Origin of the sequence: Aquibium oceanicum, assembly GCF_001889605.1 — a bacterium.
Taxonomy (GTDB): domain Bacteria; phylum Pseudomonadota; class Alphaproteobacteria; order Rhizobiales; family Rhizobiaceae; genus Aquibium; species Aquibium oceanicum.
Window position 1 is genome coordinate 3,726,716 of the sequence record NZ_CP018171.1, and the last position, 17,103, is coordinate 3,743,818.

The 17,103-nt window shown below is 66.1% G+C and carries 16 protein-coding genes; 10 read left to right on the plus strand and 6 right to left on the minus strand.

What is annotated here, in order from left to right:
- Positions 1-6 precede the first annotated feature (6 nt).
- Positions 7-828, minus strand: a complete 822-nt coding sequence (locus BSQ44_RS18225) for a glycosyltransferase (RefSeq protein WP_072606561.1) — start codon at positions 826-828, stop codon at positions 7-9.
- A gap of 769 nt (positions 829-1,597) precedes the next feature.
- Between BSQ44_RS18225 and BSQ44_RS18230 the strand changes: the two genes are divergently transcribed.
- Positions 1,598-3,337 (plus strand): sensor histidine kinase, encoded by a 1,740-nt coding sequence (locus BSQ44_RS18230; protein WP_072606562.1) that lies wholly within the window; start codon positions 1,598-1,600, stop codon positions 3,335-3,337.
- Here the strand turns inward: BSQ44_RS18230 and BSQ44_RS18235 are convergent.
- Positions 3,334-4,974 (minus strand): FAD-binding oxidoreductase, encoded by a 1,641-nt coding sequence (locus tag BSQ44_RS18235; RefSeq protein ID WP_072606563.1) that lies wholly within the window; start codon positions 4,972-4,974, stop codon positions 3,334-3,336. The two genes, BSQ44_RS18230 and BSQ44_RS18235, sit on opposite strands and share 4 nt — an antisense overlap.
- Positions 4,975-5,382: 408 nt before the next feature.
- Between BSQ44_RS18235 and BSQ44_RS18240 the strand changes: the two genes are divergently transcribed.
- The 3 genes from BSQ44_RS18240 to BSQ44_RS18250 all read left to right on the plus strand — a co-directional run bounded on the left by BSQ44_RS18240 (position 5,383) and on the right by BSQ44_RS18250 (position 10,278).
- The gene (locus tag BSQ44_RS18240; protein ID WP_072608143.1) at positions 5,383-5,901 is read left to right on the plus strand and encodes a SixA phosphatase family protein; all 519 of its coding nucleotides are present in this window, start codon (positions 5,383-5,385) and stop codon (positions 5,899-5,901) included.
- A gap of 104 nt (positions 5,902-6,005) precedes the next feature.
- Entirely contained in the window at positions 6,006-9,101 is a 3,096-nt protein-coding gene (uvrB, locus tag BSQ44_RS18245; RefSeq protein ID WP_072606564.1) for an excinuclease ABC subunit UvrB, read from the plus strand.
- A gap of 157 nt (positions 9,102-9,258) precedes the next feature.
- A complete protein-coding gene (locus BSQ44_RS18250) occupies positions 9,259-10,278 on the plus strand; it encodes an LLM class flavin-dependent oxidoreductase (protein ID WP_072606565.1) in 1,020 nt (339 codons plus the stop codon).
- A 44-nt stretch (positions 10,279-10,322) separates the two neighbouring features.
- On the opposite strand, the gene BSQ44_RS18255 is transcribed toward BSQ44_RS18250, so the two are convergent.
- Positions 10,323-11,150, minus strand: coding sequence for a DUF1206 domain-containing protein (locus BSQ44_RS18255; protein WP_072606566.1), 828 nt, complete (start codon positions 11,148-11,150; stop codon positions 10,323-10,325).
- A 92-nt stretch (positions 11,151-11,242) separates the two neighbouring features.
- On the opposite strand from BSQ44_RS18255, the gene BSQ44_RS18260 reads away from it, so the two are divergent.
- Together BSQ44_RS18260 and BSQ44_RS18265 are read left to right on the plus strand one after the other, a co-directional pair.
- Positions 11,243-11,896: a DUF922 domain-containing Zn-dependent protease gene (locus tag BSQ44_RS18260; protein WP_083535021.1), complete on the plus strand. Its 654-nt coding sequence runs from the start codon at positions 11,243-11,245 to the stop codon at positions 11,894-11,896.
- Positions 11,897-11,972: 76 nt separating this feature from the next.
- A complete protein-coding gene (locus BSQ44_RS18265; protein ID WP_072606567.1) occupies positions 11,973-12,887 on the plus strand; it encodes a CHAD domain-containing protein in 915 nt (304 codons plus the stop codon).
- 98 nt (positions 12,888-12,985) lie between these two features.
- Here BSQ44_RS18265 and BSQ44_RS18270 read toward each other — a convergent pair whose 3' ends face one another.
- Positions 12,986-13,204 carry a hypothetical protein gene (locus BSQ44_RS18270; RefSeq protein ID WP_083534806.1) on the minus strand — a complete coding sequence of 73 codons (219 nt, stop codon included), beginning with the start codon at positions 13,202-13,204 and terminating at the stop codon, positions 12,986-12,988.
- A gap of 535 nt (positions 13,205-13,739) precedes the next feature.
- Between BSQ44_RS18270 and BSQ44_RS18275 the strand changes: the two genes are divergently transcribed.
- The 3 genes from BSQ44_RS18275 (at position 13,740) to BSQ44_RS18285 (ending at position 15,156) form a co-directional block, all read left to right on the plus strand.
- A complete protein-coding gene (locus BSQ44_RS18275; protein WP_072606568.1) occupies positions 13,740-13,952 on the plus strand; it encodes a cold-shock protein in 213 nt (70 codons plus the stop codon).
- 397 nt (positions 13,953-14,349) lie between these two features.
- The gene (locus tag BSQ44_RS18280; RefSeq protein WP_378216144.1) at positions 14,350-14,556 is read left to right on the plus strand and encodes a cold-shock protein; all 207 of its coding nucleotides are present in this window, start codon (positions 14,350-14,352) and stop codon (positions 14,554-14,556) included.
- A gap of 174 nt (positions 14,557-14,730) precedes the next feature.
- Positions 14,731-15,156: a BA14K family protein gene (locus BSQ44_RS18285; RefSeq protein WP_072606570.1), complete on the plus strand. Its 426-nt coding sequence runs from the start codon at positions 14,731-14,733 to the stop codon at positions 15,154-15,156.
- 83 nt (positions 15,157-15,239) lie between these two features.
- On the opposite strand, the gene BSQ44_RS18290 is transcribed toward BSQ44_RS18285, so the two are convergent.
- Together BSQ44_RS18290 and BSQ44_RS18295 are read right to left on the minus strand one after the other, a co-directional pair.
- The gene (locus BSQ44_RS18290) at positions 15,240-15,881 is read right to left on the minus strand and encodes an MBL fold metallo-hydrolase (RefSeq protein ID WP_072606571.1); all 642 of its coding nucleotides are present in this window, start codon (positions 15,879-15,881) and stop codon (positions 15,240-15,242) included.
- 133 nt (positions 15,882-16,014) lie between these two features.
- A complete protein-coding gene (locus BSQ44_RS18295; protein ID WP_072606572.1) occupies positions 16,015-16,908 on the minus strand; it encodes a branched-chain amino acid aminotransferase in 894 nt (297 codons plus the stop codon).
- Here BSQ44_RS18295 and BSQ44_RS26970 point away from each other — a divergent pair.
- Entirely contained in the window at positions 16,907-17,071 is a 165-nt protein-coding gene (locus BSQ44_RS26970; RefSeq protein ID WP_157894632.1) for a hypothetical protein, read from the plus strand. The two genes, BSQ44_RS18295 and BSQ44_RS26970, sit on opposite strands and share 2 nt — an antisense overlap.
- The last annotated feature ends 32 nt before the right edge of the window (positions 17,072-17,103 follow it).

Consider the following 17,103-nt stretch of genomic DNA (forward strand, 5'->3'; position numbering starts at 1 on the left):
GCCGGCTCATTCGGCGCTGCCCGGTTTCGGGAGGCTCGACAGGTCGGGGATCGCCTCGCCTCGATGGTAGGCCTGCCATAACTCGATCAGCGGACGCAGCCGCACGGCCTTTGCGTGCTCCACCTCCCAGGGTTTTTCGTACTGGAAATGGATCACCCGCACCGAGCCCCAATCCCAGAGGTCGGGCAGGTTAAGCCACACGTACTGGAGCATGTTGTCGAAGACCGGCAGGCCATGCCAGTCCGGGAAGAAGTGCTGGAGGAAGGTCTGGTCCGTGCGTCGCCAGAATGCGTCGGGAGCGTCGAGACTGGCGAGCATCTCGGAAAAGGTCGCGCGCGACGGTTTCGCGACGAAGACGCCGGAGTTCAAGCGGTGGAAGTCGGCCAGGCTCTCGTAGACGTTCGGCGCGGCGGAGAACTCGGGATAGGCGAAGAGCCGGTCGATGTTGCGCACGACGATGGCGTCGGCGTCGATGAAGACGATCTTCTCGTATTCCTCCATCTCCCACAGCCGCAGTTTGACGAAATTGTCGAGCGGCGTGTGAAAATCCGGTTTCCGACCCTTGGTGAACGGCGCGTCGGCATGCAGCCGCCGGCGCTGGTGGCGCTCGTTGAAGGCGTCGGAAGTCGGAAGGAGGCCGGCGGGAACGAGCCGCGCGCCGAGGCCGGCCAGCGGCGCCAGCGCTTCGCGATCGACGCCGCCCGTGTGCATGACCACGATGTCCGCCGCCGTTCCGCTCAGCCTCAGCGACCGCACGAGCGCGAGCGCGCCGGTGGCGTAGTCGGCATTGGTGACGAGCGTCGCGAAGGCGTGGCGGCTGTTGGACATGTCGATCTCTCGGGCAGCGGCGACGTTAGCAGCGACCGACGGTCACGGCGATGACGCCGAAGGCGGTCTGCGACGCTTGGCCACAATTCCTCCCGCCTTCGAACCCATTCCCGTCGCCATCGGGGCGTAGCACGCATTCGGTCGAAGGATTCGGGAGACCTGTCGTGCTGAAATCGGCTCTGGTGGCAATGACGGTGATGGGGTGCGATTGCGACGCGCGGGTATGCGTCCCGCTCGACGCACCCCCGGATCGATTCGCTTCGGTGGAAGACTGCGAATCGGCGCTCGTGGCGCTGATACAGTTCGGTAGCGAGATCTATCCGCTGCTCAGGGCCGAATGCAAAGAGCACCGGACCGGCGTCGGGGCAACTCGTCGCCGAAGCCGCCGAGTCACCCCTTGTTACGGTAGAATCCGCTCCGTCGTCCCCGCGCGGCACGCTGGTCGGCCAGGGGATCGAGTATGCCGGACAGGCGGGAAGCTATCTCTTCTACAGGACGGGCGACGGGTTCGTGGCCGTTCGCGGCGGACTCGGCTGGGCGTACGACAAGGCATCCCGGTCGGCGAGCGGCGCGGCGTCCTGGATTGCCGACAGCCTTCCGGTGGCGTTCCCCTTCTGACGCACATCGCGGTGGATCATCGGAAACGCATTGCATGCAGGGCACGCCGATTGCATATGATGACATTCCGATGGCGGCTCCGGCCGTACATAGCGGCAGACTGGTCCGGCGGCTTTGGCACCCGGACCTCGGACGAGGGAGACTTCCGCAAGTGCGGCAACCGGAATTCCTCCGGCGTACACTTGCAGCGCCGAGAACGCTGCAATTCCACCTGATCGCGTTTGCCGCGATCCTGGTGCTGCCGCTGTTCGTGATCGCGGTGACGGTCCTGCTTTGGTTCTCCAGCTCGGAACTCGCCTCCAACGAGGCGCGGCTGCAGAGGATGGCCTTCGACGTCTCCGCGTCGGTCGACAGGGACGTGACCAGCTGGATCACGGTGCTGGAGACGCTGGGAACCTCCGAACTCCTGCAGGAGGGACGCCTGGAGGCGTTTCACGCCCGCGCCCGGGCGGCGCTTCGCAACAGCGACGTCCATGTCATCCTGCTGGACGACGACTACGACCAGGTCCTCAACACGCGCGTTCCCTTCGGAACGCCGCTTCCGAAGACGGCCGATATCCGCAGTGCCGAGATCGTCGCCAAGTCGCGCAAGTCCTACGTGTCGGACGCCTTCGTCGGCCGTGTGTCCGGCGAGAGGGTCGTCAACGTCGAGATCCCGGTCATGCGGGACGACGAGCTTCGCTACATCCTGGTAATCACCTTTAACGTTGCCCGGATCGGCGAGATCATCGCGCAGGAGCAGCTTGGCACGGACTGGAACGTCATCGTCTCCGACCGCAGCGGCGGGGTGATCGCTCAGGATCCGCCGGCAGCACTCTCGGCCGAGCCGCCCTCCGTCAACGAGAACGGCGGTCAGGGCGGCGGTGTCGTCAGGCAGACAGGCGATTCGGACGAGTGGGTCGAAGGCTATCGCTGGTCGCAGGTGACGGGTTGGCGGACCTCCGTGCGTGTACCCCGCGCCACGCTCGACGCGCCCTTCTGGAGAAGCTTCTACGGCCTGGCGCTGCTGGCGCTGCTGGCCGCCCTGGTAACGGTCGGCCTCGCCACCTTCCTGGCGCGGCGGATGTCGCGTTCGATGTCCAAGCTGCGAATCGCCGCCGGAGACCTGGCCGCCGGGCGCGCGATCGAGGCTGCGCGCCAGCCGATCGCGGAGGCGAACGTCGTGCTGGACGCGATCCGCAAGGCCGCGAACGTGATCAGCGAGCGGACCCACGCCTTGCAGGCGAGCGAGGAACAGTCCCGCGATCAGGTGGAGCAGATCAAGATGCTCATGGGCGAACTCGCCCACCGCAACAAGAACGTCATGGCCGTCCTCCAGGCGATCGCGCGGCAGATTAGCCGGCGCAGCAACTCGCTGGAGGAGTTCCAGACCAGCTTCGACAGCCGCATTGGCGCGCTCGTACGCTCCAACGACCTCCTGTTCGGATCGGCGGGCGCGAAGGGGCAGCTGCGGGAACTGGTTCGGCGGCAGCTTGCGCCCTTCATCGAGGGAGAGCCGGACCGCATCGAGACGCTCGGGCCCGACCTGGCGCTGCGGTCGGAAGCCGTCCAGAGCCTGGGGCTGGCCTTCCACGAGCTGGCGACGAACGCCACCAAGTATGGTGCGCTGAGCAACTCCACCGGCAAGGTGGTCGTCTCCTGGAAGCGGGAGGGCACGGACGGCATCGACCTCACCTGGCGCGAGCAGGGCGGTCCTCCCGTCACCGAACCTACCGGGTCGGGGTTCGGCAAGGTCGTGATCGAACGCCTTACCGGGGCGAACCTGAATGGGGAGGTGGAATACCTGTTCCACCCTGAGGGCGTGGTCTGGCGGCTGACCGCGCCGGCAGTCGTCTCCACCGTGGCGGAGGATCTCGCTGCGAGACGGCCGGCGGCCGCTGTTGGCGCCTAGGCGGGCCCCGGCAGCGGCGCGTCGCCTGCCATGGACTTCAGCACGCGGTAGAATGTCGAGGTGAAGAGTTCGCCCGGGTCGTACTGCCGCTTGGTGTTCAGGAACAGCGGAAGTTCCGGATAGCTCGCCAGGAGCTGCTTCGCCGTGTAGTGCGGCTGGTACGGCAGGAAGAACCGACCCCGGTGCAGCAAGGTGAGATCGACGAGGGCGCGGGTCAGCTTGCGCATGCTCGCATTCCCCGCCTCGTCGGTGCCCTGGTTGATGTAGAGCACCAGCGAGAAGGCCGGCTCGACGGCGTAGGGCAGCGCGATGTCCTCGGCATCGACGACGCGGATCGAGGCATTGAGCACCGGCAGGTCCTGATCGCGCAGCAGCGCGCGGGCGGCATCGATGAAGGGGAGATATTCGCTGCGCGGCACGAAGTACTCGTGCAGGATGTCGGTCTCGCCGGCGAGGTCGTTGAACAGGTAGGGCACTGAATCGTGCATGGGATCGTTGCGCGAGACCAGGCATGCCTCGCCCTCGCCCATCGCCTGGGTGCGCGGGACCGTGCAGGATTCGAATTCCGGCTCGAGGTTCTTCTCGGCGAACCATTTCAGCCGCTGGAAGAAGCCGCCCTGCTTGGCGAGGTTCATGATGACGCGCTTGACCGCGACGGCGCCCGGTTCCGCCAGCGGCGGCATGTCGGCCGGAACCGCCTCGGACGTCTGGTCGTAGCGGTAGACGATCATGTCGTCGAGGAAGTTGCCCGGCGCGGTGGAGAGGTGCCCGTAGAACAGCGACGGCCCGTCCTCGGCGCCGATCTCGTTCGCGAAGACCTCGGGGAATTCCGCCGAGCGGATGATGGACCGGGAGGTGCGGTAGATCGCATTGGGCACGATCTCGAGCGTCGCCGAGAGGATGACGCCGAACAGGCCGTAGCCGCCGACCACGTGCCGGAAGAGATCCGAACTCTCCTCGCGTGAAACGGTCACGACGCTGCCGTCGGCGAGCATCACGCGCATGGAACGGATGCTGCCCGCGATCGACCCGGCGCGGTGGTCCATGCCGTGCGCGTTCACGGAAATCGAACCGCCGACGGAGAAGATGTCGGTGGACTGCATCGCCTTCACAGCGAAGCGCGGATGGATCACGTTCTGGATCTCGTGCCAGGTGGCGCCGGGCTGGACCGTGACCGTGTGCGCCTTCTCGTCGAGTTCGATGCGGTCAAAACCCATCATGTCGAGGACGAGCGCGTGGTCGTCGAAGGCGTGGCCACCCATGGAGTGGCGCACCGCGGCCATGGAGACCTTGAGACCGTTCTCGCGCGCGAAGGCGAGCGCCCGCGCGACGTGGTCTTCCTCCGTGACGCCGACCACGCCGTACACGGGGGTACGCGACAGGGCGCTGGCGTCGTTCAAGGCGCCACCCCTGGAAAGCCAAGGCAGCTCGGGATCGTGCGGCGGCAGGCCGCGGGGCGGCGGACTGGCGAGGCCCATGCCGTCGGCATCCGCGATGCGTCCGGCGTCCTTGGGACCCGAGGGGTCCCGCGCCAGCCGCGCCAGCGTCGATCCCGCCCAGCCAATGCCGCCGACCGCCAGCGCTCCGCCGAGGAGCAGGCGCCGCGAGATGCGGAAGCGTTTCCCGTCCTGCGCCATCGTCCCCCTCCGGCCAGCCGATCCTACGAATCTTGCGGCAGAGTGTAGCCGACCGGCTGCGCGACGGAAACTCGACCGGCCGGCCGGGAGGTGGAAAGGGTGAACGAGTCGGAAAGGCTCCGCCGGTGCCGCGAAGCGACACCGGCGCGGCCAGCGACCATAGGGGTGGGGTTGAGCGCTGGCCGCGCACCACGCGACCCGAAAGCTCTCGCTCGCCAGACCACGTGGATACCGGGAACCGATTCGCCGGTGGGGGCGATTTGCTCGATCCGCACCGTACAGTGGCCGATTTCCACAGGCGGCGCGATTACGTGATTACGGAATGACGTGGCGTCATTTTGCGATTGCCGCCGCCCACCGGAAACGGAGGGCTTCTCCCTGAAAAATTTCCGCCGCAGAATGCGGCCGATGAGGGAACTTCTCCTGCTGCGCCACGCCAAATCCGCCTGGGGCGACCCCGGTCTTGCCGATTTCGACCGTCCGCTGGCCAATCGCGGAAAGAAGGCGGCGCCGATGGTGGGAAGGCTGCTGGACGAGCGCGGCTGGCTTCCCGACTTCGCCATCGTCTCGCCGGCGAAGCGGACGCGACAGACCTGGAAATGCGTCGCGGGTGAACTGGCCGCGATTCCTCCCGTGCGATTCGCGGAGGATCTCTACGAGGCGACCGCCGAGACGATCCTGTCGGCCGTGAAGGAGACGCCTCCGGAGGTGGGTCGGCTGCTGGTCGTCGGGCACAATCCGGGGCTGGAAGACATGGCGGCGATGCTGGCGGGAGAGACCTCGGATGCGCAGGCGCTGGCGCGGATGCGGGAAAAGTTTCCGACCTCGGCGCTGGCGCGGATTACGGTCGAAGGCGGCTGGCCAGAGCTTGCGGCCGGCAGCGGCCTGCTCACTGCGTTCGTCGTGCCGAGGGAGATCGCCGGCTGAGACCGGCGCGCTCCTGACACCCTCCTGTCAGCAGGCGGTGCGGCATCGCGGCCCGCGGCGAACGCGCCCTTTCCATTCGCGCCGACACTCTCCATATTCGGGCCATGGCCCGATCTCCCGAGAAGAAGCGTCCGCTGCGCGCGGACAACGACCAGCGTGACCGCGCGGCGTCCGGCGCGCCGAAGCGGCGCAGCCCGCTCACCGACTTCATGGACGCCTCCGAGCCGCTGCATCCGGGCGGTTTCGAGGAGGCGCCGCAGCCGGAACTGACCGGCACGCCGTACTCCGGCTCCGTGTCGGACTGGGCGCGCGAGATGGAGCGCGCGGCGGAAGCCGAGACACGCGCCGCCGAGACTCGCGAGATTCGCTCCAAGGCCGGCAAGCACCGGGTGCAGGTCGCCATCGACGCCGAGAAGGAAGCCGCCCGCAAGCCGGCCAAGAAGATCCCCGAACGCTCCTCCGCCCCGACCAAGACGGCACGCGGCACCTCGATGGGCGGCGCGGCGACGGCGAAGGAACGGGCCGCCGCCGGCCTGAACCCCGTGGCCGGCATGGACATCTCGCTGGAGGACGCCGGCTCGCTGTCGAATGCCGGGGTCACCGCAACGGTCGCGGCGCTTTCGGCGCTCATCGAGAGCGGCAACCCGCTGCACAAGAACGGGCAGCTCTGGACGCCGCACCGGCCTGCGCGGCCGGACAAATCCGAGGGCGGCATCTCGATCGAGATGAAGTCCGACTACCAGCCGGCCGGCGACCAGCCGACGGCGATCAAGGATCTGGTCGAGGGCGTGAACGCGGCGGATCGCACGCAGGTGCTGCTCGGCGTCACCGGCTCGGGCAAGACCTTCACCATGGCCAAGGTGATTGAGGCGACGCAGCGCCCTGCCCTCATCCTGGCGCCGAACAAGACGCTGGCGGCGCAGCTCTACGGCGAGTTCAAGCAATTCTTCCCCGACAATGCGGTGGAATATTTCGTCTCCTACTACGACTACTACCAGCCCGAAGCCTACGTTCCGCGCACCGACACCTTCATCGAGAAGGAATCCTCGATCAACGAGCAGATCGACCGCATGCGCCACTCGGCGACGCGCTCGCTGCTGGAGCGCGACGACGTCATCATCGTGGCGTCGGTGTCGTGCATCTACGGTATCGGCTCGGTCGAGACCTACACGGCCATGACCTTTCAGATGCAGGTCGGTGACCGGCTCGACCAGCGCCAGCTGCTCGCCGACCTCGTCGCCCAGCAGTACAAGCGGCAGGACATCAACTTCGTGCGCGGCTCGTTCCGTGTGCGCGGCGACACGATCGAGATCTTTCCCGCCCACCTGGAAGATCGCGCCTGGCGCATATCGCTGTTCGGCGACGAGATCGACGCGATCACCGAATTCGATCCGCTGACCGGCCACAAGACCAGCGAGCTGAAGAGCGTCAAGATCTACGCCAACTCGCACTACGTGACGCCTCGACCGACATTGAATCAGGCCATCAAGTCGATCAAGTCGGAGCTGCAGCATCGCCTGCAGGAGCTTGAAAAGGCTGGGCGTCTGCTGGAGGCGCAGCGGCTGGAACAGCGCACCCGCTTCGACCTGGAGATGCTGGAGGCGACCGGCTCCTGCGCCGGCATCGAGAACTATTCACGCTATCTCACCGGCCGCCAGCCCGGCGAGCCGCCGCCGACGCTGTTCGAATACATCCCCGACAACGCGCTGGTGTTCATCGACGAAAGCCACGTGACCGTGCCGCAGATCGGCGGCATGTACCGCGGCGACTTCCGCCGCAAGGCGACCCTGGCGGAATACGGCTTCCGCCTGCCCTCCTGCATGGACAACCGGCCACTGCGCTTCGAGGAGTGGGACGCCATGCGCCCGCTCACCGTGGCCGTGTCGGCCACGCCGGGCGGCTGGGAGATGGACCAGTCGGGCGGCGTCTTCGCCGAACAGGTGATCCGCCCGACCGGCTTGATCGACCCGCCGGTCGAGGTGCGGCCTGCCAAGAGCCAGGTCGACGACGTGCTGGGCGAGATCCGCGAGACGACGGCCAAGGGCTACCGCACGCTGTGCACCGTACTGACCAAGCGCATGGCCGAGGACCTGACCGAGTACCTGCACGAGCAGGGCATCCGCGTGCGCTACATGCACTCCGACATCGACACGCTGGAGCGCATCGAAATTCTCCGCGATCTGAGGCTCGGGGCGTTCGACTGCCTCGTCGGCATCAACCTGCTGCGCGAGGGGCTGGACATTCCCGAATGCGGATTCGTAGCCATCCTCGACGCCGACAAGGAAGGTTTCCTGCGTTCCGAAACCTCGCTGATCCAGACCATCGGCCGCGCGGCGCGCAACGTCGACGGCAAGGTCATCCTCTATGCCGACCAGATCACCGGCTCGATGGAACGCGCGATGGCCGAGACCCAGCGGCGCCGCGAGAAGCAGCTCGAGTACAATGCCGCGCACGGCATCACGCCCGAAAGCGTGAAGAGCCGCATCGCCGATATCCTCGACTCGGTCTACGAGAAGGACCACGTGCGCGCCGACATCTCCGGCTTCACCAAGGGCGGCAAGGACAACCTCGTCGGCAACAATCTCAAGGCGCATCTCGATCATCTCGAGAAGGCCATGCGCGACGCGGCCGCGGACCTCGATTTCGAGAAAGCGGCGCGCCTGCGCGACGAGATCAAGCGGCTGCGCGAGACCGAGCTCGCGGTGATGGACGACCCGCTGGCACGCGACGCCGGCGTAGAGAACACGCAGAAGAGCCGCAAGGAGAAGGCGAAGGGCAAGCCGGCCGGCAAGGGCGGCAGCCTGTTTGCCAAGCCCGACCTCGACCAGATGGGCACGTCCGGCGACCACGCGACGCCGGCCGGGGCCGTCGATCGCTCGCTGTTCAGAAAACAGTCGCACCGTGAGGCGCACGGTTCGGATTTCGGCACGCCCGGCGAAGGCAAGTCGTTGTTCCGTAAGAACACCCTCGACGAGATGACGGTGCGCCGCACGGAAAAGCCGGTGGAGGGAGTCAAGCCCGATCCTTCGAGGCTCCGGCCGCCGGCCGGAGCACCTCAGGATGAGGGCGGTGGGAAGCGCGAGACGGACGACCCGCGACCGGTGGTGCGCGGGAAGGTCGGTGCAGGATCCTACGAGGATGCGGCGGACGAGAAGCGGCAGAAACGCCGGCCGGGGAAGACGGGACGGCCGGGGCGGTAGGAGCTGTCGAATCGGCGATCCTCCGCGAGTATCGCGAGGTTCGACACGGCGTCGGAGGCGCAGCATCAGGCGCACAGTCTGTCAATGCCGCGCGAATGGCATTCCCGCTGCGTCGCACATAAGTAAGCGGTTGCGTCCACTTTTCAGGCATGTCCCCATGAAGAAAATCGGCTTCCTCTCGTTCGGCCACTGGTCGCCCTCCCCCCAGTCCGGCACCCGCTCCGCGGCCGACGCGCTGCTCCAGACGATCGACCTGGCCGTCGCTGCCGAGGAACTCGGCGCCGACGGCGCGTATGTTCGCGTCCATCATTTCGCGCGCCAGCTCGCCTCGCCCTTCCCGCTGCTCGCCGCGATGGGCGCCCGCACGAAACGCATCGAACTCGGCACGGCCGTCATCGACATGCGCTACGAGAACCCGCTCTACATGGTCGAGGATGCCGGCGCGGCGGACCTGATATCGGGTGGTCGCCTGCAGCTCGGCATCAGCCGCGGTTCGCCCGAACAGGTGATCGATGGCTGGCGCTACTTCGGCTACCAGCCGGCCGAAGGCGAAAGCGACGCCGACATGGCGCGCCGCCACACCGAAGTCTTCCTCGACATGCTGCATGGCAAGGGCTTCGCAGAGCCGAACCCCCGGCCGATGTTCCCCAACCCGCCCGGCTTGCTCCGCCTGGAACCGCTCTCCGAGGGCTTGCGCGAACGGATCTGGTGGGGTGCGGCCAGCGACGCCACGGCGCGATGGGCAGGCACGCTCGGTATGAACCTGCAGTCCTCAACGCTGAAGTTCGACGAAAGCGGCAAGCCGTTCCACGTCCAGCAGGCCGAGCAGATCCGCGCCTACCGCGCGGCCTGGGCGGAGGCCGGCCACGCCCGCGAGCCCCGCGTCTCGGTCAGCCGCTCGATTTTCGCGCTGGTCGACGACAGGGACCGCGCCTATTTCGGCAACAACGATTCCAGCGACCAGTTCGGCTACATCGAACCACAGAAGCGGGCGGTTTTCGGTCGCGGCTATGCCGCCGAGCCGGACGTCCTGATCGATGAACTGAAGACTGATGAAGCAATATCCGAGGCCGACACGCTGCTTCTTACCGTCCCGAACCAGCTCGGCTTCGACTATAACGCACACGTCATAGAGGCTATCCTCAAACACGTCGCCCCGGGCCTCGGCTGGCGCTGATCTGCGCACATGGCTGATTAGCGGGCTTATGGAGTGGGAGGGCCTTATCCCGCCTCTTCTACATTGATCCGCCGGTACACCGCCTCCAGGAACGAATAGGCCGCGAACGCGATCAGCCCCAGTCCGGTGGCGGCGAGGAGCCAAGCGCCGCCGGGGAGGCTCTGGATGTATTGCAGGGCCTCCTCCGAACCGGGTGTTTCGTTCTGGCCGTTGCCGCGCCAGGCGGCGAGCGCCAGCATGAAACCGGCAACGCCGAAGACGATGCCGCGGGCGACCAGGCCGGTCTTGGCGATGGGGTGGATGATGCGCATCCTGTCCGGCCCCGCCGCGAAATGGGGGGCGTAGCGTTCCTTCAGAGCCTTGTAGAAATGCGCGCAGGCGACGCCGATCAGCACGGTGCCGATGATAGTGGCGGCCCAGCGCGAGCCGACGAATCCCGCGAGCGTCTCGGCGAAGCCGCCTCCCCCGCCGCCCGAGGAGCCGGCGCCGCGCGCTGCCGAGAAGGTGTAGAGCGCCAGCGTCGCGTAGGTGAAGGCCGCTGCCACGAGACCGCCGCGTACGGCGAGACCCTTTGCGCCGGTGCCGTGATCGTCGGTGTCGAAGATCGCCTGTATGAGCCGCCACAGGGCGTAGGAGACGAGGCCGAGGGTGAGCACCCAGGTGAGAATACTGCCTGCAGTGCTGCCCATCAGGGTCTGGAGCGCGCCTTCCGTGCCCATCGCCCGGCCGGAACCGACGGCCGCGAGCGCCGCGAAGAAACCGATGACGAGGTAGATCAGTCCGCGCGCGGCATAGCCGAGGCGCGCGAGCGGACGGAACCAGTCCTTCGCGGTGGAAACGGCGGAACCGGACGCTGCGGACGTAAATGGCATGGGGAACCCTCCGATCGGGGACAATGCGCCGGCGAAGGAGCGGTTCCACCAGGCGGGTCGCCATTGCCGGGTACGCTTTCGTCGGTCGGTGCATGCCGCTATGGTCCGGCCGCCCCTTCCGGAGTCCGCCCGTGACGCACGCCCTTGCCACCCTCGTCCTGACGATCCTCCTGCTCCCGCTCGTCTTCGGCGGCTCGTTCGCCGCGGCGGCCGAATGGCAGGCGGTGGAACAGGAGAAGACCTATGCGATTTCCGGCGCCAGCGGGCCGGCGCTCTATGCCTCGATCGGCGAGCGGGGACCCGTCGTCGGCGGCGGCAGGCGTACCATCGCCTACACCACCTTCGACCTCAAATGGTCGCGCGACTACCGCCCGCAGCCGGACGGCTCCTGCACGCTGGTTTCGGCCAAGCCCTGGCTGACGATCATCTACAACCTGCCGAAACCCTCGCAGAAGCTGCCTGAGCCGGCGGCAACGAACTGGAAGACCTTCATCGACGGCATGCGCCGGCACGAGAAAGTGCATGGCGAGCACATGAAGGAGATGGTGGATCAGATCATCGCCACGACGGTCGGCGTGAACGTCACCGACGATCCGAAGTGCCAGAAGGTCAGGCAGGCGATCCAGAAGCCGCTGTCGGAAGCCTCGCAGGAACAGCGCGCCAGGAGCCGCGAGTTCGACCGCGTCGAGATGAGCCAGGGCGCCAACGTGCACCAGCTGATCCTGGGGCTGGTTAACGGCGGCTGACCGGCGGCCGGCCGGCGCAGGCGGAACCTGCCCGCCGCTGCACCGTTCGCCCGCAGGGCGAGGAGCGTGTTGAAGCATGGCCTATCGATTCAAGCAGGGCGACAAGACGGTGCAGAAGGGCGTGCGGCGCATCGCCCGCCGCGAGCTTGAGAAGGCGGTGGCCGACATTGACGACAGCTCGATGGGCGTATCCGAGACCGTCCACCAGCTGCGCAAGCGTTGCAAGAAGCTGCGCGGTCTGGTCCGCCTCGTTCGACCTGGCTTCTCCGGTTACGCCGAGGAGAACGCCGCCTTCCGCGAAGCCGCCCGTACCCTCTCGGACGTCCGCGACGCCAAGGTGACGACGAGGACCTACGACGCGCTGATGAAGGCCTTCACGGGAGAGGTCGATCGCACCGCCATGGCGCCGGTTCGAGCCGCCCTGACCGCGCGCCTCAAGGATGCGCGGGACGACCACGCGCTCGGGGCCCGTCTCGACCTCTTCCGCCAGAACATGATCGCCGCGCAGCAGCGGGCGCGGGACTGGACAATCGACGACAAGGGGTTCGAGGCACTGGGATCCGGTCTGGCAAAGACGTTCCGCCGGGCGCGGGAGGCTATGGAAGAGGCGCGGGGCGACCCCACGCCGCAAAAGATGCACGAATGGCGCAAGCGCGTGAAGTATCACTGGTACCATGCGCGCCTGCTGCAACCGGCCTTTTGCGAGACGATGGCGGCGCACAGGAAGGCCGCGAAGCGACTGGAGTGCCTGCTTGGCGATCACCACGATCTGGCGGTGTTCGTCGAAACGCTCGAAACCTACGAGATCAGCGACGGCGAGAGGCGTGGTACCGTCCTCGCGCTCGCAGCGCGCCGCCAGAGAGCCATCGAAGCAGATGCGTTTCCGCTGGGAGCGCGCCTCTTTGCCGAAAGTGCCGACGAACTCGTCACTCGGTGGGGCCGCTGGTGGAACATATGGCGCGATGAAGCGCGAATGGCGGGCGCGAGCTAACCGACCGACGGATATGTCAGCGGCTACAGCCTGACGCTTCCGCTCCCGAACGGAATCCGGAGCAGTTACTCACCTTCGAACAGGAAGCGCGAGACCGGTCAGGTCTCCAGACCGGCGCTCACCAGATTGAGCGGCTGACGCGTTCCGCGTCGCCAGGCGGACATGATGCGCTGTTCGACGGCTTCACGGCGGCTGCCCTCCTGAGCGGCGATTCCCAGTTCGTCGCATACGGCATCGACGAACGGGCGAATGGCCTCCTTGTTCTTGCGCGGGGAGCTTCGGGTCGGCGGGCTTGCGCCCTCATATGTGATCATCATCCTCGGGCCTCCTCATGTGGCGGTTGACGTGCCGTTTCGGCATCTTAACTCCGCCATCTCCTGAATGTGCGCTTCCGCTGGGGAAAGTACACTCCCCATTCTATCACGGTTGAAGGCGGCGCGTAATAGAGCGCGATTCCGGGAATTCAGACGCGGTACTGGCGGCGGCAGTCGTTTGCGGAACGACGCTCCGGCGCGACTGTTCCGTATCCCGCGAACAACCGTTCCATGCCGCAATGCAGTATCGCAGACGGGGGTTGCGGTGGCTCCCTTAGGGAAGCCCCAGTAAGATACTGTAATCTCAAAGAACTTTTTCCGATGCAATCGGCATTGCGGCAACAAGCGTCTTGCCATCGGCCGGTTTTCGTGCAAGCTTCCTCTCGTTCGGGTTCGGCAGACCCGGAGACTGGAACGTTAGAGGACGACCCTTTCCCCGAAAGTTTGAACGCTCGATCCAACCGCTGACCCGGAACAGGTTCCGTGGCCAAGCCTCGGTTCCGTTCCAATACACATGAACGGGAAAAGGAGTTTCCCAATGGCCCAGACGGGCACTGTCAAGTTCTTCAACAACGAAAAGGGCTTCGGCTTTATCAAGCCAGACGGCGGAGCCAAGGACGTTTTCGTGCACATTTCGGCCGTGCAGGCATCGGGAATGGCGGAACTCACCGAAGGCCAGAAGGTCACCTTCGACACCGAGCCGGATCGCATGGGCAAGGGTCCGAAGGCAGTCAACCTCCGCCCGGGCTGACGAGCCGCTAGCCGCGCTTCGGCGCGCAAGCTCCGGTTCTCCCGACTGAAGACGCAGGTTCTTCCGCCCGCGTCTTCCCTCTCCTGTACTTCACGCACCGGGCACGCAACCTCTCGTGTGCCGGTTATGCTGCGTTTGCGAAAAAACTTCTTGCCCGCGCTCAGGAAATAAACCAAAAATTAGCCATTCGGGCATTTGCCGGCCCGGAGACTGGAATGGCATGCCCCGGCTCTGGTTCTGCGTCCGTACGGCCGGGTGGATCGCGAAGGAGAGGGTTTGCGGCAAGGCCCCGGCGCGCGTCCGACTGTTTCTTCTCCCCTAGTGAACGGCTGATGACCGCGTGATGCTTGGCGCACCACGAACAACCTGACGGGAGAAGAGGTTCCTCATGGGTCAGATGACCGGCACTGTCAAATTCTTCAACCACGCGAAGGGCTTCGGTTTCATCACGCCGGACGGCGGGGGAAGCGACATCTTCGTCCATATCTCGGCCGTGCAGGCCTCCGGGCTGCCGGGCATCGAGGACGGACAGAAGGTATCGTTCGACACCGAGCCGGACATGCGCGGCAAGGGACCGAAGGCCGTCAACATCACCATCGGCTGAAGACGCCTCCCCGCCATCCCGTCCTTTCGCGACGTGGCGGGGCGGAGCACTCGCGGCTGTAGGGAAGCCGCGCGCCGTCCGCGCGCCCGTTCAGGCTGCATTCAGCCGCGCGCGGCTAGTCCTTCGAGCATAGCCGGCCCGACAGGCGGCCGGACCAGTCGAAGGAAGCAGCCGATGAACCGCATCATCAAATCTCTCGTGCTGTCGCTCGCCGTGGGCGCCGCATCGCTCGTGCCGACTCTGGACGCGAGTGCAGGCGAGCGCTGGCGCGAGCAGCGGCCGAAGTATCATTCCTCGCACAACCGTCACGACCAGCGCGGCGACATGATCGCGGCCGGCCTTCTCGGCCTGGCGGTCGGCGCGATCGCCGCAGGCGCCATCGCCAACCAGCAGAACACCTACGCCGCGCCGGTGGATACCGGCTACTTCCCGGCCGCTCCTGCCGACTATGACGAGCAGCGCTATTCCTACGCGGCCGGCCTCGAGCCGTGGACGGCGGAATGGTACCGCTACTGCTCGCAGCGCTATCGCTCGTTCGATGCGCAGACGGGTACGTTCAGGGGATATGACGGGCAGGACCATTTCTGCGTCGCCAACTGACGCTGAGGAGAGCCTTCGTCCCGTGGTCGCGCCGTTCGGCGCGACCGGCGAGCCTCCCGGTGTTCCGACGCCGTATGAGAAAATCAGCGCAGGAACGGGTTGGAGCGCCGCTCGTCGCCGATGCGACCGCCCGGCCCGTGTCCGCAGATGAAGCCCACCTCGTCGCCGAGCGGGAATAGCTTCTCCTTGATCGAGCGGATCAGCTGGTCGTGATCGCCGCCCGGAAGGTCGGTGCGGCCGATCGAGCCGTTGAACAGCACGTCGCCGACATGGGCGAATTTCGCTTCCCGGTCGAAGAAGACCACATGGCCGGGCGCGTGTCCGGGGCAGTGCAGCACCTCGAAGGTGTGATCACCGACAGAGACGGTCTCGCCCTCCTTCAGGAACCGGTCGGGCGTGCAGTCGCGGACCGGTCCGGGCATTCCGAACATGCGGGCTTGGTTCTCGAGGTTGAGCAGCATCTGCCGGTCGTCTTCGTGCGGCCCGACGATGTCGACGCCGAGCGCCTCCTTGAGGTCCATGGCGCCGCCGGCGTGGTCGAGATGGCCGTGCGTGAGCCAGATCTCCTTGACCTTCAGGCCGTTCTGGTCGATCGCGGCCCGGATCTGCTCGACGTCGCCGCCCGGATCGACCACGACGGCTTCCTTCGTCTCCTCGTCCAAAAGAATGGTGCAGTTCTGCTGGAACGGCGTGACGGGGATGATGCCGGCACTGAGTTTTCCCATTGGCTTTCCTCGATTGTGTCGGGCCAGACATAGGGACATGGGCGCCGAGCGTCTACCACCGGCGTGGCGGCCAACGAAACGGGCGGCCCGCAGGCCGCCCTGAACGTTCCGGTGTCCAGCTTGGTTGCGGCCGCTACTCGGCTGCCACCGCGAGGCGCGGCTGGACCTCGGCGGAATAGTCTTCCATCAGGGTCTTGGCGATCTCGCCCACCGTGAAGCTGTAGGGGCCGACCTCGGAGACGGGTGTCACCTCTGCCGCGGTTCCGGTCAGGAAGCACTGCTCGAAGCCTTCCATCTCCTCCGGCATGATGACGCGCTCGACGACTTCGTAGCCGCGGCGCTTCGCCAGTTCGATGACGGTGCGACGGGTGATCCCGTCGAGGAAGCAGTCGGGTTTCGGCGTATGGATCACGCCGTCCTTGACGAAGAACACGTTGGCACCCGTGGCCTCGGCCACCTGGCCGCGCCAGTCGAGCATCAGCGCGTCGGCGTACCCCTTGGCTTCGGCCGCGTGCTTGGACAGCGTGCAGATCATGTAGAGGCCGGCGGCCTTGGACTTCGAGGGCGCGGTCCGCGGATCGGGCCGGCGATACTCCGCCATGTCCAGCCGAATGCCCTTCAGCTTCTGCGCCGGATCGAAATAGCTCGGCCACTGCCAGATGGCGATGGCGCAGTTGATGCGGTTGTTCTGCGCCGAAACGCCCATCATCTCGGACCCGCGCCATGCGATCGGCCGGACATAGGCATCGGTGAAACCCTGCTTCTTCAGGAGCGTGCGGCAGGCATCATCGATCTCTTCCACCGAAAACGGTATCTTGAATCCGAGGATGCGCGCGGATTCGTGCAGGCGCTCGGTATGTTCTGTCAGTTTGAAGATTTCACCGCCATAAGCGCGCTCGCCTTCGAAGACGGCGCTCGCATAATGCAGTCCGTGGGTGAGCACGTGAATCTTCGCGTCCGCCCATTTCACGAATTCGCCGTTCATCCATATGAAGCCGTCAAGCTGATCGAAAGGAACGGATGCCATGCTGACCTCCCGCGGAAAACGCGTTCCGCATATCGTTGGATTTGATTTTCGTTCCGCTGCTCCTGGGCGGCCGGACCGCATTCTTGCCTATCGCCAGGAAAAAGCAAAGGAAGGAATGCGACCCGAAAGCCGCCCCGGACTTGCCTTTTCGGTCTCGATCTGACGAAAAGCTTGATGAAAATTACCAGCCGGCCC